The sequence below is a fragment of the Picrophilus oshimae DSM 9789 genome (genome assembly GCF_900176435.1).
Classification (GTDB): Archaea; Thermoplasmatota; Thermoplasmata; order Thermoplasmatales; family Thermoplasmataceae; genus Picrophilus; species Picrophilus oshimae.
This window is the reverse complement of record NZ_FWYE01000004.1, coordinates 160259-177181: the sequence shown is the minus strand read 5'-3', so window position 1 is coordinate 177181 and position 16923 is coordinate 160259. Positions and strand designations below refer to the sequence as shown.

Genomic DNA, 16923 nt, shown 5'->3' with positions numbered 1-16923 from the left:
TAAAATGCCTGTTGATCCGGTCTGCGGTATGTATGTCCCTGAGGATTCAAAGCTTTTCATTGAGGAGAACGGTAAAAAATACTATTTCTGCTCAGAGACATGCATGAAAAGCTTTAAAAATCCCGAGATGGAGGCATCATCTTTAAGGCGCAGACTGGTCATTTCATGGGCATTTTCAATACCGGTTATCTTAATAAATTATATATTTCATTTTCATTACATGAATATAGCAATGCTGTTTTTATCAATTCCGGTTGTTTTTTATTCTGGAATCCCATTTTACAGGGGTTCATTTACGGCAATAAAAAACAGGATGGGCAACATGGATCTTTTAATAAGCTTGGGCTCCATAACCGCATTTACATTCTCTTTTATAATAACGTTTTTTAATGTGTTTTTTGTTAAATACACATATTATGATGCTGCTGATTTCATAATAACATTGATATTAACAGGAAGCTACATAGAAAGCATAACAAAGAGGAGGGCAAAATCATCGGCAAACAGGCTTTTGTCAATTCTACCAGAAAAGGCCCATCTATTTAACAATGGAATAATAATGGATGTACGCCCTGACAGCCTTAAGGAAAATGATATTGTTCTTGTCAGACCAGGTGAGATAATCCCGGTTGATGGATTTATCATCTCAGGAGAATCAGAAATAAATGAATCAATGATAACAGGAGAGTCCATGCCGGTTTTTAAATCGATTAACGATAACGTTATCTCAGGAACAGAGAATGTAAATGGTGAATTAAAGATTAATGTAACAGGCTCCGGCTTAAATTCAACTGTCGGTAAAATAAATTCAATGATAAATATGGCCGCCCTTGGCAGAACAAAAATACAGAGAACCGCGGATATCTTCTCATCGTACTTTGTACCGGTTGTTATTGCCTCTGCGCTTGCATCATCACTTGCATGGTATTTTTATCTTGCATATATAAAATTTCCGTATGCGCCTGTAATATCTATACTTGTCTTCGTTTCCGTCGTGGTTATAGCCTGCCCATGTGCCATAGGGCTTGCAGCCCCTGTTACACTATTAATATCAGCAGACGAATCTGCCGGCATGGGCATAATAATAAAAAACGCAAGCTCAATGGAAAGACTATCAAAAATAGACACTGTTATCTTTGACAAGACAGGGACGTTAACTGAAAATATGCCGGATATAGAAAGGCTGGAAATAATGGGCGATGCCAATTATATAAAATCCGTGATATACTCCATTGAGGAGCTGTCAAACCATCCTGTTGCAAGGGCCCTTGTTAAATATTTAAATGGGGCAGGTACATTAAATGTATCAAACTTTCGTGAGATACCAGGTTACGGCGTAACCACACTTATTGATAATAAAATGGTTGAGATAAAAAGGCAAAAAAACTGCATAAATGTTTTTATTGATAATCAGCGTGTGGCAAATATATTAATATCATATAAAATAAGGGAATCATCTTATAAAATAATAAAAAAGTTAAAAGAGAACAATATAAAAACATTAATTGTAACAGGGGACAGCTATAAAAACACAAAGAATCTTGCATCAAAACTTGGCATAGATCATTTCATATGCTCGGCAACGCCTGAATTAAAAGCGAAAATTGTAAGAAAACTTCAGTCTTCAGGTAAATATGTTATGTTTGTTGGCGACGGGATAAACGATACAGTTGCAATGGAAACCGCCGATGTTGGCATATCCATGGGCTCCGGATCTGATATAAGCAAGGAGACTGGTGATATAATATTATTAAATGATGATCTTTTAAATGTATACAATACAATAATGATAGGAAGAAGTACAATAAAAAAGATAAGGCAGAATATATACTGGGCCATTGGATACAATTCAGCATTAATACCGGTGGCCGCTGGAATACCTGCAATATTTCTTGGTCTATCATTATATTATGTAATGCCAATACTTGCAGCCCTGGCAATGGGAATGAGCTCAACGACTGTTGTTTTAAACTCGCTTAGAATAAGAAAAAGCATAGAGAATGAACTATTTTATTGATAATGTTATATATACACCTGCAAGTGTTATTATTGAACCAATAATTTCAAGCATGTTTGGATATATTCCGAGTATTATAAATGTCATTATATACGCAAAAACCGGAACAATCAATGATCCTGCACTTGCTTTTATTGGGCCAAGCAATTTAATGGAACTGAACCATAAATAAAAGCCAACGGCCTGGGCCAGAATTCCAAGCAATATTAATATTATGTACAATGAATATTTAAAATAGAAATATGCAGGTGTTATTGCAAGCACTATTGGTAATGCAAAGGCATTCATGAAAGCATTTAATTTTATATTATTTGCCGATTTTAAATTCCTTGAAAAATAGACCGTGCCACCGGCCCATGAGATGCCGCCCAGTAGCGATATTAAAACCCCGGGATCGAATCTTGCAGATGTTACTGATAATGCTATGCCTGCAAAACCGATCAATATGCCGGCCATGTACCTAAATGATACATGTATGCCAAGGATCATCTCAATAATTATGACAAACAGAGGCTGTGTGTATCTCATTACTGCTGCGAGTCCTGGATTTGATGATATTGATACCCCAACGTTTAAAAAAACCATAAAGGCAATAACGTTTAAAAGTGCGTTGATTACCTCTTTTTTGCCATACTGGTAACCCCTGGATATTAAGAAAAAGAACAGGGCTGCAATGCCTATCCTTGTCCAGGTTATTATTATTGGTGATATATATACAGCGATGATCTTTGTTAATGGATATGTTAATCCCCAGATGATTCCAAGAAATATAAGGTATACATATCCAGGGTTTTTCATTATTAATAATAATTATATTCTATTAAAATTTTAAATTTCCATGGATCTATTTGGGTTCTATTAATGTACCGGATTGATTTAATAATTTTTAAAAATATTAATTATTAATCACTAAATTATTTATTACAAAATGTTTAAATATTTATAAACAATACACATTTATAAACATTAAGTTTGAAACCTATTTATGGTGATAATTATGGAATATGATAGGAAATACGCAAACTTCCTCATGGCATTGCTTGCAATGATCATCGTTGCGGTAATGTACGTTGAGGGTATGTTAACGCCATCCCTGCCCTCGATAGCGGAGGGCTTTCACGTTACAGTTGATCAGGTAAGTCTGGTTTTATCAACATATCTGTTAACCGGTGTTGCATTAAGCCCTGTTGTCGGCAAGCTCGCCGATCTCTATGGAAAGAAGAGGATGATGTCCATTGTTATGATTATTTATGCGGCTGCAGTATCAGTTACGGGCTTTTCACCCGATTTTACATTCATGGTTGCATCCAGGGCAGTTCAGGGCATAGGATTAACAATAATGCCGCTTGGCATGGCCATTGTTCGTGAGCAGTTCCCAAAGGATCTTGTGCCAAGGGCACAGGCACTTATAAGCGGCATGTTTGGCGCCGGTTTTGCTGTAAGTCTGCCTCTTGGATCATTAATCTCAAATTACTATGGCTGGAGGATGACATATCATACTGCGATACCATTTATACTTGCACTTGCCGTGCTTACAATAATAAAGGTGCGTGAATCAAGGTATAGAAGACCTGATGTAAAGATTGATTATATCGGCGCCATTGCCCTTGGGACACCGCTTGCACTGATAGTTCTTGCCATGTCCGATGGCTCATCATGGGGCTGGACCTCGCCACTGTTTTTATCTGTAATGCTCGCCGGAATAATTCTATTAATTCCAATGCTCATATACGAAAGAATATACTCAAGAAATGGCGGTGAGGCAATATTCGATATGAAGCTATTATCCGAAAGAAATGTCCTTGTTGCCAATGTTGTTTTAACAGTGGCAGGCATGGGTATGTATCTATCCATGCAGGCCCTTTCATACAAGTTTGAGACGCCAGAACCTTATGGCTTTGGCTTATCAATACTTGGAACCGGCATATCAATGGTTTCATTTGCAATCGGCATGATACTCTTTTCAATAATTACAGGAAGAATAATATTAAAGATCGGTATAAAGCCGCTGGCCGTTGCTGGTGCCTTTATATCCTCACTTGGATTCTTCCTTCTGTCATTTTCCCCGGATTATTACATGACACTTCTGGATGAATTTGTTATAGGATCAGGCATGTCAATAATGAACTCATCAGTGATAAATCTTCTTGTTCTTTCTGTTAATCCCAGGGATATGGGTCTTGCAACCTCAATGAACAGCACTTTTAGATACATAGGAAGCAGCATTGGTGCACCGGTAGCCGGCTCAGTGCTGTCACTTTACACCGTTTCAAGAATTGTTAGGACATCCTCAGGAATAACAAAATTTTCATTTCCTGATGGAACAGCATACTTCTATGCATTTATGATCGGATCAATAGCCTTGATAGTATCTGCATTCCTTGTATTACTCGCAAATGAGGTCCTTGGAAGGAGAAACCCGAAATTAAATGTAAATGAGAATGCAGAAAAATCCATTTAAAAATTTAAATTATTTTAAAAATTATAATAAAAGAAATTATAGTATAATGGCTCATAATCACCGCCGTAATATATCAGGCCATAATCATTGTATGGAATTGTGCCATTGAAGTTGTACCAGTAGTTTCCACCCTGATAAGATGTTCCAATGATGCTTCCGTAGAGCCTGAAGCCATTAAAGTAATGAACAACATTGGCGGGCTGTTTTGTTATGTTCCACAGATCTTTATATATTGTATGTTCGCCAGTGTATATTGAAATATCTGGACTGTATGCTGTTATAACAACATCGAAGTAGTTATTGTATACTGTTTCGTTTGAGCTAAAGACCGCAAGTCCAAGAGGTGCCCCCCAGATGTTGGTAGCATTCTCAAAGGTGTTATTATAATCGTAAACATCGTTGAAGAAGTAGTTTCCCCAGATGGTGGTATTATGACTATCAAAGGTTAAAAGACCACTGTCCATAACATCAAAGATATTTGAACCAATAAGAAAAGAGGTAGAATTCCAGACAACAACGTTTGCAACCGGAAATCCGGATAGCGTTTCCGGGAAGTATCCCGATACTGGAGTTGACCATAAAGTTATGTTTGAATCATTATAGAACTCATAATTTAAATAATTATATCCTGGAAGATCATAGAAATCTATTATATTTTCATATGCCGGGTTATCATAGATAATATACATTGATGGCATTTTGTAAAGCACTGTACTTTCATTGACGTTCATTATAAGAACGCCTGGAAATACGGGAAATCCATAGTCATTGAATTCCTCGAATAATGGGCTTACTGGAAAGATCTGTTTTCCTGTTATTATGTATGGATTGCCTAACGTTCCGTTTCCTGAATATGAGATATTTTTCAGCTGCTGGTTATTAAATGCATACAAAGGCGTGTATATTCCATAGAAACGGTTTTTATTAAGTGTGATTCTGCCTCCAGGTAGTATGCTGGTGCATAATAGCTAAGCATTGATATTCCAGAATAATGGTCTGCTGGCAGCTCATAGTTATAGCTTCCGTTTATCGATAATGGCAGCCATGATGCAAGGCTCTCATTGAAGTAACAACCCGGGGAAACAAATGCAAAGGCATTGGATGGTTCTATCCTTCCTGAAAATTTTTCCATTCTATCGTTATTTGATATATTCCACATGCCATAAACAAATGATGGGCCTGTTGTTAAATGCTCCGTTGCACCGTGCCATGATATGGCAATTCCATCGGAGGTCTCACCCGTTTCTGAACCAACGTCATATGCAGACGGCACATTTTTATACGATTTATTATAAAGATATTTAAGGTTCATTGTTGCGTTTATATTATATAATGATGTCGTGCTGCCACCGCCGGGGCCGCCTATTATTATTTCAAAATCGTATGGTATGTATCCCGTTGGTGTCAACTGTGTTCCGCTTGCAAGGTATTCTGGATTTATTACAGCCCTTGTTGAATTAAATAAAACCTCATCGTAGGTGCCTGATACATTCATCGAGGCTGTTTTAACAGAATAATTAAAGAAAACCGCGGAATCATTATTCACAATGCCGGAGTTCATGTAAAGATTTAATGTAAATGGTGCTGTAACATTTATCGTTGGGCCAACAGCATAGTAAAACGTTGGTGCACATACAAATCCTGATGAATGATAGCTTATTGAATTTGCCGTGAAGTTTATTGCCGGGCTTGAGAAATTCCATATGTTGACAAGAAACTGAAGCTGGTGCGTCCTTGCAGAGTAAAATGCAACGTTCTGCGTCCAGAATGAATAACCGGATTTACCAAAGAGTGTAACGTTGCTTAATACTGCATTCAATTGAAACGTTTCGCTTTCAGGGCCATCATTTAATAGATAGAAATCTGACATATTATATATTTTTATTGAGGCCATGATGCCCGGTGTTGTTAGGTTAAAACCTGTTAATCTGCCATTGATATTCTCGGTACCATAGAATCCAATACCAAATGGTGCCGGTGCATTATTATACGATGGTTCTATAACACCATCGGCGTAATTTGTATCAGGCATCGCTGCAGGTGGGCTTATGTATCTTAATGGAACGCCCCTTTTTTCGGCGATTTTTTCTAAATTGTATACCCTGTTCCCGCTGTCTTTTTCTGAAACAAATGCACTGATTTGATTTTTATCTCCTCCATGGTCATTTATTATTGCAAAGGCTGAGATCAAAAAAAGCATGGCTATAAAAGCCGCAAAAGCCTTTTTCATAAAATAATTAATCAATAAAGATATAAATATTTTTGTTGATTATAATTTAGAATGAATTTTTATATCTTTCCAGGATCTGAATCCTTTTTGCAGGGTGCGGGTGATCACTGAATATTGATACAGGTGGCTTCATGTTCTTCCATTTCTCAACAAGCTTTCTGTAGTCCCTTCCAAGATCGTTCTCTATATGATCCGAGAACATTAGCATGTTTACAGTGCTGTTTGATGTCTGCTTCGATGGCATTGAATATGAATATATCTTTGCAAGTGCATTCTGCAGGTTTTCAGCGCCGTTTGGTATTGTCATCGCAGAGTTTACATCTGCATAGCTCTCACGGATTCTGTTAACACCAAGAATCATTATGTTGAATACCGAGCTTAATATGAATAATAGTATTGCAACAAGGAAGAAGCTGCCGCCGTTCCTCCTGCCAAAGCCGGAGAAGATCATTGAATAGCCCAAATAGAATATCAATGTTGGTATAAGTCCTATGGCCAAAAGCAGCTCAACATCATGGTGCTTTAAATGGCCAAGCTCGTGGCCTGCAACCGCCTCAAGCTCGTCCCTGTTTAGTATATCAAGTATTGACTTTGTGAATGCTATTCTTTTTCCGGCCAGCGGCGATGAGTACGCAAATGCGTTTGGTGATCCCCTCATTGCTATGTAAACCTCGGGCTCCTTTATATTGTTCTTCTCTGCTGCATCGTGAACAATGTCTATTAAATATCCATACTGCGACATTGGCGATACCTTTTGAAGCCTATAGGTCATACCAATGATGTACGGGCTGACAAGCCACTGGATAATATCAATGAAGAGGACAAAGATTAACAGAAAGTATATTATTGAAATGCCTGATAAACCGTAGAAATAGTAAAGAAGGCCATAGGCTATTAAAGAGAACAGCAGGGCTATTCCAATACCGGCAAGTATCGTTATGACCTTAAGCTTTATTGAGTAAAGATCCATCATTGTATAATCAAAATTTAAGATATAAAGTTTATAATAATTTTTTTTAAATTATATGTAAAAGAAAACCGTCAACGATGTTCATAATTATTGTGAATACAAAAACGCCGGCGAATATGCTGCCCTTCCAGTAAAAGACCTTGCTGCCATCCAGCGGTGGTATTGGTATCATATTAAACAGCGCAAACCAGAGGTTTAGGGCACCAACGTAGTATAAAACGTAGTGAACAATGCCAAGTGAAAATATCGATAATATGTATGTTATTATTCCTATAATAATATTTGTTGCTGGCCCTGCAAGCGCTATCTTTCCCTGGCTCTCATTGTCATAGACCCCGGCAAATTCAACTGCACCGGGTGCGGCAAAAAGAAAGTGGAATAACGATGTTATAAGCGCAAGGAATGCACCAATCGGCCATAGCTTAAAGAAGGCAACAGCACCAAGACGCCTTGCAACGGCACGGTGCGCAAGCTCATGAAATAAAAACGCTGTTACAACCACCAGGAAGGCTATTGCAAGATAAATTAATGATAGTAAACCGTAAAAACCGAGGCCATTCAATAAAATAAAGAAGGCAAGTGTCATTATCAGTAACGCTGCTGCTATGTCACGGCTCTCATTTTGATAATAATACATGTTATGGTATGTTAAAATTATTATTTAAGTATATTGTGAACAGGCTCCATTTTTATGTAAAGATATACGTCCTTTGCAAGTATAACATCGTTGACATAATGGTATATACTGTTAATGCTCAGCTCATCTGTTTTTATATTCTTTATAATGTTTATGTAGAATTCATCCTCGCGGTACATGTAAAAATCATCACTTTCAATGAAGGAGAACACAGGATCTATGTAATTTTCAGGTATTGCAACGGAGGCATCTTCCCTGTTCAGGCGCTTTTTATGGTCGTACTCATATTTAAATAGAACACCTGCGTAATCTATTATCCTTGAAAATCTTCTGTAATTTTCAATTATATATCTTAGATTATTTAAATCATCTTCATTAAATAAATAGCTGTACTTTTCAATGGTTTTAATGGCATCGTCTGTTTTTAATGTTGCAGACATTGATTTTATTACATTAATTATTATCTCCCTTCTCTCAATAAATATACCATTTGAATATGCATTTATTATTCCGTTAAAGTTTCTTGCCCTGAATGAAAATGCGTAGAAGAGAATTAAAAACACATCATTTTTGTATCTTATATAATTGCTGATCAGGAATTTGAAAAGCTCTTTGTATAATCCGTGCCTGAACATTATTGATGATAAATATATTGAATCTTTAATATATCCTGTTTTCTTGTATAATCTCGATGCCATGGAAACCTGGCGGCTTCCTGTGCACCTTTTAATGCACATGTATATTATCTTTCTATCAGGCTTTTTATAAGAATAATCAATTACCGCCCTTTTTACCGATGGCTCACACCACAAATCCAGGATATCGTAAATTAAATTGTTTTCAATGAACTTGCCCATATTTTTAATTATATCTGTGAACTTATTTTCAAATATATAAAGATATAAGATATCACGGTACATTCCCCTTTCATTGAAATAGTAATCTAAATATTCAAGATTCTTCTTTATTGATATTTTATATTCTATATTTATGTTCTCCGGCCTTTTTGCTGATATGTAATTATTATAATTTATAATGAAATCCTCAAGGTCCCTTTTTTGATAGTATATCCTTGAGATCAGCGCATAAAAAACATTGTATTTAATGGAATTTTTTATTAAAAACGATAAGGCTGCATCGTTATTTAATGATTTTAAAATTGAGTAATGGTATAAATAATCGTCTAAGGATCCTGATTCCTTTAATATCATTGCAGAGTATTTTATGGATTCTCTTATCTTTTTATTCTTAAAAAAGAACCCTCTTAATATTCTGTAAATACCGGGATGTTTAAGATTCTTTATATGTTCTATCATATCAATGTTTAAATCAATATTATTCATTGAATATAAAATATTGAATGTATTGTAAAGACCAAGATTATATGAAAGATCCATGTATTTTAAAGCCTCATCATAGTTTTCGAGCTTTATTAATATCATTATTTCAAGTGCAATGAAGTATGAATTCTTAAGCATTGACAGGGATTTTTCTATGAACTTTAGTGCCCTGTTAAAATCATTTTTAATGTAATAGTATTTTCCAGCAAAGTAATAATAAAATGGATCGCTTCCATTTACCTTCTGCAGTTCAAGCAGTGCAAGGTCATATCTTTTTAGCCTTAATAGCGTGTTTATAAACGGATAAATGAAGAATTCAGAATCGTAATTGTCAGTGTCAAAATGGCCATTTACAATATCCCTTATGGTCGATATAATATCATAAACATCATTATATCTTGGGTTTAAATTATTTAATATTACCTTTTTTGGATCAAAATCAAAAGATCTAACATTTGAAATATAACAGGTTGCGGATGATGAGCAGTCATTGAAACCTCCAAGCGGCTCGCCACGCATAAATGATACTATCGCATTAATTCTGGGATCGTTGTTTAACTTCAGCTTCTCATCGGATCTATACGTTGCAAAGACGGCGTTCAAAACATGTCTGTCTATATAATTATAATTAACGTCATCACCAAGGTATATCTTTGATGATATATAATATCCAGGGAACATCTGTTCTAAATTGTTCTCCTCTATAAATTTGATTATTTCATTGTAATCCATATTATAATAATAGTATTTTATTATGTTTGAGTATATATAATCATTCCTGATATTGTTATTATATGCATCCATGCATGCACTGTAAAGCATGCTATAATCCTTTAAGCCATCGTAGATCTTTATCCGCTCCATTGTTATATCCTTATCAAGGCCAAAGTTTTCTATGTATTTTTCAGCATAAGAAACGGCAAGATCGTACTTTCCAGTGTATATAAAACCGTCAATTTTGTACAGCATTATTTTTTTATTTAAACCATTCTCACGCTCATAAATATCAATATATATGTTCATCTCCCTGTAATTTTTAAGCTCATGCTCTATTTCTATAATGTTCATGAGAACAGATCTGTCATAATTCCTGAAGATATTTATGTAAATATCAAGCGCCTTTAAAAGCATTCCAGTTCTAAAGTAGGAATCTGCTATTTCCTTATCATCATTTTTTGCATATTTTATTGCATTTTCGTAATCTCCAAGTATATAAAAATAGTGTGAAACATTATCTACATTGTTTTTTATGAGCTCGTCCATGATAAACCTTAAATTTTTCAAATCGTTTTTCCTTGCATAGTAATCCGCAAGATCCCTTAAAAAGTTTTTATTGTATTCCAGCGCCTTTTTTATCGCCATTTCCTCGTATTCACTATTATTATAATTTTTTAATATGCGCCTTATTGAATTTTCGTCATGGGTCTTAAAAACCTCCTCTATAATATCATCGTACATGCCAATGTATGATATTATTGCGGCCTTATCATATATACTTTTATTTGATAATATTTTATTTAATCTGTTATTTATCTCAGGATTTTCAAGAAGTATCCTGTTATTTTTTATATAATTTATAAATTCTGTGTCGTTTGATCTTAAAGCATTTAAACAAGCATTAAATAATTCAATATTAATCCTTGAAACTGCCATGCTGCATAGATTTTTTTTAATTATTAGTCTATAAAAATTGTTTAAATCCATGCCATCAAGATCGTTCATATATCCTTTTATAATCTTCAATGCAGCGTTTAAATTTTTTTCATCATCAATGTTTTCCATGTAATTATAAAGCTTTTTCCTGACTTTTTCAATTGAAGCCATTGTACTTGGATCACTTTATTATTAAAAGTTTTATGCAATATAAAATAATCTAATAAAGACAATCATAACTTTTTGGATCAAATATTTAATACCATACATAAAATAAAACTATATTTATTAAATCCTAATATATAATTATTTATAAATATACCCTTTGAATGATGTATAAGGATTGATATGCCATTATCATATATAATAATAGGCGTAATACTGCTTGGTGTATCGATTTATCTTATAGTCTCCATTCTGGAGGCTGAGAAGATATGACATCGGAGAGCATATATCAAATTATTGATAGTAATAGAGGAGTCTCTGGCATAATTATTGTATTTATATACATATTCCTGGCGCTCCTCTTTGGCTACCTAATATCAAATTACATATCAAAGCTTTATATGGACGAGGAGGATAAGACCTGGCTTTATCCATTATCAGGAAGGGTCACAAATTTTTTTGAAAAGCTTCTTGGAGAGGACAAAAACAAAAAGATGAAATTTAAGGACTACTTTTTAAATTTATTAATATTCAATGCGGCTGCAGGTGTAATAGCCTTCATTGCAATATACTTCCAGAGATTTTTTCCATTTTATGATGATAATAAAATGGGTTTATCATTGACCTTTAACACTGTTGTAAGCTTTTTAACAAATACCGATCTTGAGCATTTTTCAAATCCATTAAAATTAAGCATATTCTCATGGACTTTTTCAATAATGGGGCTCATGTTTTTGTCAGCGGCCACAGGTTTTGCAGCCTCCATGGCCTTTGTCCGCGGTATAAGAAATGATGACGGCTTCATTGGCAATTTTTATCATGATTTTCTTGTATCACTCTTTTATTTAATATTTCCGCTATCCATACTTGGTGCAGTTATATTTATCCTGGCCGGTGTTCCTGAAACGTTAAGGGCATACATTGATGTTTATCCTCTGTTTTCATCAGGCCCTGAAAAACTGCCTCTGGGTCCAATAGCAACGTTCATTGCAATAAAATACGTTGGCACAAATGGGGGCGGCATCTACGGAGCAAATGCGGCCTATCCGCTTGGAAATCCAAACTGGTTTACAAACATTGTTAGCTACATACTTCTTATAATAATACCAACAGGTTCAATAATGGCCCTTGGCCGCGTCTTTATAAAAAGATTTGCAAACATGCTTGTTTATGTGCTGTTCACAATATTTGCAATAACATCACTTATGACCTATTTATCTGAATTTATTGGCATACCGGAAATATCAGCACTTGGAAGCTATTCAGGTAACATGATAGGCAAGGAGGTTTACCTCGGACTGGCACCAACCGTGATGTTCCAGGTCGGCTCAGTTTTTACATCAACAGGTGCGGCATCGGGATCAATAATTTCATACACGCCTGTTGGTATACTTGGCCTTTTAATAAATCTTGTTTTAAACGATCCTCTTGGCGGTGTTGGTACAGGTGTTATAAATATATTTACATATGTGATATTCACAGTTTTTATATCGTCTTTAATGGTCGGCAAGCTACCAGAGATAATGAGCATAAGAATCGGTTCAAGGGAGATGAAGTATTCAACCATTGCACTGCTTTCACATCCACTGATCGTTTTGATACCGCTTGGAGTAACACTATTAATACCCGGTGTTATGGAAACATTCTTAAACGGTCATGCAAGCAACATAACAAATCTATTATATGAATTTGCATCCGCGGCATCAAACAATGGTTCAGAGGCCGGCGGCTTTTTAACTGATTCAAATTATTTCAATTACCTTGATGGAATTATAATGCTCCTTGGCAGATATTTAATACTTGGCATTCAGCTATTACTGGCACAGCAGTTCGCATTTAAAAAACCAAAGTCTGAATATACCAGGGCAACAATAGACATAGGCTCACCGGCTTTTGGCTTCATGCTCTTTGCCGTAATAATAATGATAGGTCTTTTATCATATTTACCAGTCTTTGCACTTGGCCCATTATACTCTTGGGCCAGGGCATTTGGCATATAGGTGATGTAATGGATTATAAAATATTTAAAAATGCATTTATCGAATTCGATCCGAGGTATTTGATAAAAAACCCGGTTATGTTTATAACAGAGATATCCATGGTTATATCATTCTTTGTTGCCATAGACCCTGGATTCTTCCTGGTTCAGGATTCAAAACTGTACGAGGAATTTTACATATCAGTTACCGTGCTTTTATTTTTAACGATATTCTTTTCAAATATCAGCACATCACTGTCAGAGAGCCAGAGCAGGGCCATAACAGACTCCCTTGAAAGGATGCGCATAACAACAAAGGCAAGGCTTATAAATGATAATAATGAAACATACGTTGATTCAAGCACATTAAAAAAGGGTGATATAGTCCTTGTTAAAAAGGATGAGATAATACCAGGCGATGGCGAGGTCATAAAGGGCTCTGGCTATGTCAATGAATCTAATATTACAGGAGAGTCAAGACCGGTTCTTAAGCTTGTTGGAGACAGTGTAACCGGAACAACAAAGCTTGTAACGGATGAGATTGTTATTAGAATAACGGCAAATCCCGGGGAATCATTTATTGACAGCATGATAAACATTGTTAAAAACGCTGTAAGGGAGAGAACACCAAATGAAATAGCCTTAAGCATATTCCTGTCCGGTGTTACATTAATATTTTTAATAGTAACCGCATCGATATTCTCATTATCAAAGTATTCTAATATCAGGCCAAATATAGATATATTAATAGTGCTTTTAATAGCATTGATACCGACAACGATAGGCGGCCTTCTACCTGCAATAGGCATAGCCGCTGTGAATAAGGTATCGAAATACAATATCATATCAAAGAGCGGCAAGGCTGTTGAAAACGCCGGGGACATAGATACGATAATACTTGACAAAACCGGAACAATAACCATGGGCGAGCGTGAGGCCGTTGAATTTTATCCAGCACATGGCGTGGATAAATTATATTTAATAAAAAAGGCAGCAATGGCATCGATAAATGATGAAACCATCGAGGGCATCTCGATAATAAAACTTGCCGAGAAATACAATGTAAAGCCGGATGATTTAAGCGGCTATGAATTTGTACCATTCAGCTCCGAAACAGGTTACAGCGGAATAAAAAATAATGAACATTTCATATACAAGGGATCATTAAAAACCATGAACGAAAAATTCAACGTGCATGATGATTATATAACCGGCATATGCAAGCAGATATCATTAAAGGGTGGAACGGCACTGCCGGTCATAGAGGACAATAAATTCCTTGGTGTTATAGAATTAAACGACACGCTTAAGCCTGGAATAAGGGATAGAATAGAGGATCTAAAGAAGATGAATATAAAAACCGTCATGCTCACCGGCGATGATGAGGTAACGGCCGCTTACTTTGCATCCCAGGCAGGAATAGACGAATACATAGCCAATAGCAAGCCTGTTGATAAATATAACAAGGTAATAGAGGAAAAATCACGTGAGAGAATGGTTGCAATGATAGGCGATGGAACAAATGATGCACCTGCGCTATCAAAGGCGGATGTTGCCATGGCCATGAACACAGGAACACAGGCTGCAAAGGATGCTGCAAACATGATAGACCTTGATTCAACACCAACAAAATTAATAGATGTAATATTTTTGGGAAAGCAGATACTTATAACAAGGGGTGCATTAACAACGTTTAGCATAGCAAACGACGTTTCAAAGTACTTTGTTATAATACCTGCAATGTTTTTTATGTTTCCGGAGCTATCCTTCCTTGATATATTAAATCTAAGGAATCCATTACTTGCAATAACATCGGCATTAATATTCAACACAATAATTATTATAATGCTTGTTCCACTTGCACTGCGCGGTGTTAAATACACGCCATCAAGCGCATCGGATCTTTTAAAAAGGAATATTATAATATACGGTTTCGGTGGTCTGGTCTTCCCGTTTATAATGATATATATAATATATCATCTTCTCTTACTGGGGGGCATCCTATGGTAAAAAGGGTTTTTAAGGCAATTGTTTTATCCATTATAGTAATGTTAATAGCAGGCTTTGCATTTCCTGCAATAGCATCATTGATAACAGAGGAGACACTGCCCTTCTATTCAAATGGTCATCCTGTTACAGTTGATAATAAAGTTGTTGATTCATACCTGCTTGCCGAGGCCTTTAATAACAGCGTGTTCTTCCAGCCAAGGCCATCTGCAATAAATTACAATCTATCATGCTCAGGTGCGTATTCATATTCATTAACAAATCCTGAGGTATATAACATCACAAAGAACGATCTAAAAAGGTTTGCAGAGTATAATCATGTGAACGAATCCAAAATACCCTCGGCAATGGTGTCATACTCGGGCTCGGGTCTCGATCCATCAATACCGCTTAATGGGGCAGAGCTTCAGGTAAACAGGATAGCCAATGCAATATATAACATGGCAAAGAACAAATCGGTAGATCTTAATATAAGCAGTATAAAGGCCTTTCTATTAAATATCATAAACAGGGATAAAAGAATGAACTTTCCAATCTTTGGGACATACTATGTAAACGTTGTTAGATTAAACTTTGATATTATATACTATTTAATGGATAAACATATTATAAATAATTCATTTTTGGAATAATCATTTTTTTATTAGTAATGTATCTAATCTTGTATCCTTAATTATGTATTTTAAATCAGAATTTATTCTGAACTTCTTTCCCTGGATAGATCTTGCACCTATGACTATTGCATCAGGATCCTCAGAACCTATCATGTAATTTAACTCTTCCTTTATACCTGTATTCTCGCCAGATTTTATTAATCTTATATTGTATTTCGAGCTTAGCAGTCCAAGATTGTCAAAAAGCATCTTAAATCCATGCCTGCGAATTTTATCATATTTCCTTAGATCTATTAAAACAATCTCTGAACCTGTTATGCTGCTTATAAGAAAGCCAAAGGATACACCGGATCTTGTATTTATCTCCTCTGATACAGGTATAAATATCTTTTTGTATGGATAGCTTTTTTCACTTATGCTCATTAGGGCTATTGGTATATTTATGTTTTTTAATAGGTAATCACCTATGCTGCCGAATATTGATCCGGACAATGTGGCCCTTTTATGTGTTGCTATTATTAATATATCATATGATCTTGAATTTGCCTCCTCTATTAAACCTGTTCTTACATTATCAGAGGTCTTTATCTTTGGAACAACCTTTATGCCACGGCGCTTTCCATCCTTGAAGGCATTTGTAACAAGGTTAACACTGTTTGTCCACTCAACACTGTCGCTTCTTTCCCTGACGGTAATTGCAGTAATCTCGGAATTTTCATGCTGGCTGATATCAAAGGCGAGCTGAAGTGCCTTTATGGAATTCGTTCCTTTAAACATTGGGACAAGTATCCTGTCAGATTTTATTGAATATGATCTTGACGATTCAAACATAAAATAATATTTGAAATGAC

Annotated in this window: 13 protein-coding genes; 6 read left to right on the top strand and 7 right to left on the bottom strand. The window is 35.6% G+C overall.

Annotated features, from left to right (window positions below):
- Window positions 1–4: 4 nt before the first annotated feature.
- Window positions 5–2017: a heavy metal translocating P-type ATPase gene (locus B8780_RS07330; protein ID WP_084273213.1), complete on the top strand. Its 2013-nt coding sequence runs from the start codon at window positions 5–7 to the stop codon at window positions 2015–2017.
- Here the strand turns inward: B8780_RS07330 and B8780_RS07325 are convergent.
- Window positions 2006–2815: a DMT family transporter gene (locus B8780_RS07325; protein WP_084273212.1), complete on the bottom strand. Its 810-nt coding sequence runs from the start codon at window positions 2813–2815 to the stop codon at window positions 2006–2008. The genes B8780_RS07330 and B8780_RS07325 overlap by 12 nt on opposite strands.
- Before the next feature lie 199 nt (window positions 2816–3014).
- On the opposite strand from B8780_RS07325, the gene B8780_RS07320 reads away from it, so the two are divergent.
- The gene (locus B8780_RS07320) at window positions 3015–4478 is read left to right on the top strand and encodes an MFS transporter (protein WP_011176963.1); all 1464 of its coding nucleotides are present in this window, start codon (window positions 3015–3017) and stop codon (window positions 4476–4478) included.
- Window positions 4479–4492: 14 nt separating this feature from the next.
- Here the strand turns inward: B8780_RS07320 and B8780_RS08315 are convergent, their stop codons facing one another.
- Genes B8780_RS08315 through B8780_RS07300 form a run of 5 tightly spaced genes read right to left on the bottom strand, consistent with a single transcriptional unit; the run spans window position 4493 to window position 11479 of the window.
- Window positions 4493–5371, bottom strand: a complete 879-nt coding sequence (locus B8780_RS08315) for a hypothetical protein (protein ID WP_236719415.1) — start codon at window positions 5369–5371, stop codon at window positions 4493–4495.
- Window positions 5344–6708: a thermopsin family protease gene (locus B8780_RS08310; protein ID WP_236719414.1), complete on the bottom strand. Its 1365-nt coding sequence runs from the start codon at window positions 6706–6708 to the stop codon at window positions 5344–5346. Before B8780_RS08310 ends, B8780_RS08315 begins: the two co-directional genes overlap by 28 nt.
- A gap of 46 nt (window positions 6709–6754) precedes the next feature.
- Complete coding sequence (gene htpX, locus B8780_RS07310) at window positions 6755–7678, bottom strand: zinc metalloprotease HtpX (RefSeq protein ID WP_084273229.1); 924 nt, start codon at window positions 7676–7678, stop codon at window positions 6755–6757.
- 46 nt (window positions 7679–7724) lie between these two features.
- Window positions 7725–8315 carry a zinc metalloprotease gene (locus B8780_RS07305; protein ID WP_153274091.1) on the bottom strand — a complete coding sequence of 197 codons (591 nt, stop codon included), beginning with the start codon at window positions 8313–8315 and terminating at the stop codon, window positions 7725–7727.
- A 20-nt stretch (window positions 8316–8335) separates the two neighbouring features.
- Window positions 8336–11479, bottom strand: a complete 3144-nt coding sequence (locus B8780_RS07300; RefSeq protein ID WP_084273211.1) for a tetratricopeptide repeat protein — start codon at window positions 11477–11479, stop codon at window positions 8336–8338.
- Between the two features lie 177 nt (window positions 11480–11656).
- Here B8780_RS07300 and B8780_RS08415 point away from each other — a divergent pair, with 177 nt between their 5' ends.
- Genes B8780_RS08415 through kdpC form a run of 4 tightly spaced genes read left to right on the top strand, consistent with a single transcriptional unit; the run spans window position 11657 to window position 16090 of the window.
- Entirely contained in the window at window positions 11657–11746 is a 90-nt protein-coding gene (locus tag B8780_RS08415; protein ID WP_153274090.1) for a potassium ABC transporter ATPase, read from the top strand.
- Window positions 11743–13473 (top strand): potassium-transporting ATPase subunit KdpA, encoded by a 1731-nt coding sequence (locus B8780_RS07295; protein WP_084273210.1) that lies wholly within the window; start codon window positions 11743–11745, stop codon window positions 13471–13473. The genes B8780_RS08415 and B8780_RS07295 overlap by 4 nt, the downstream gene beginning before the upstream one ends.
- Before the next feature lie 8 nt (window positions 13474–13481).
- Window positions 13482–15461, top strand: a complete 1980-nt coding sequence (gene kdpB / locus B8780_RS07290; protein ID WP_011176957.1) for a potassium-transporting ATPase subunit KdpB — start codon at window positions 13482–13484, stop codon at window positions 15459–15461.
- Entirely contained in the window at window positions 15455–16090 is a 636-nt protein-coding gene (gene kdpC / locus B8780_RS07285; protein WP_084273209.1) for a potassium-transporting ATPase subunit KdpC, read from the top strand. Before kdpB ends, kdpC begins: the two co-directional genes overlap by 7 nt.
- On the opposite strand, the gene B8780_RS07280 is transcribed toward kdpC, so the two are convergent.
- Window positions 16091–16903, bottom strand: a complete 813-nt coding sequence (locus tag B8780_RS07280; protein ID WP_084273208.1) for a universal stress protein — start codon at window positions 16901–16903, stop codon at window positions 16091–16093.
- Between the last annotated feature and the right edge of the window lie 20 nt (window positions 16904–16923).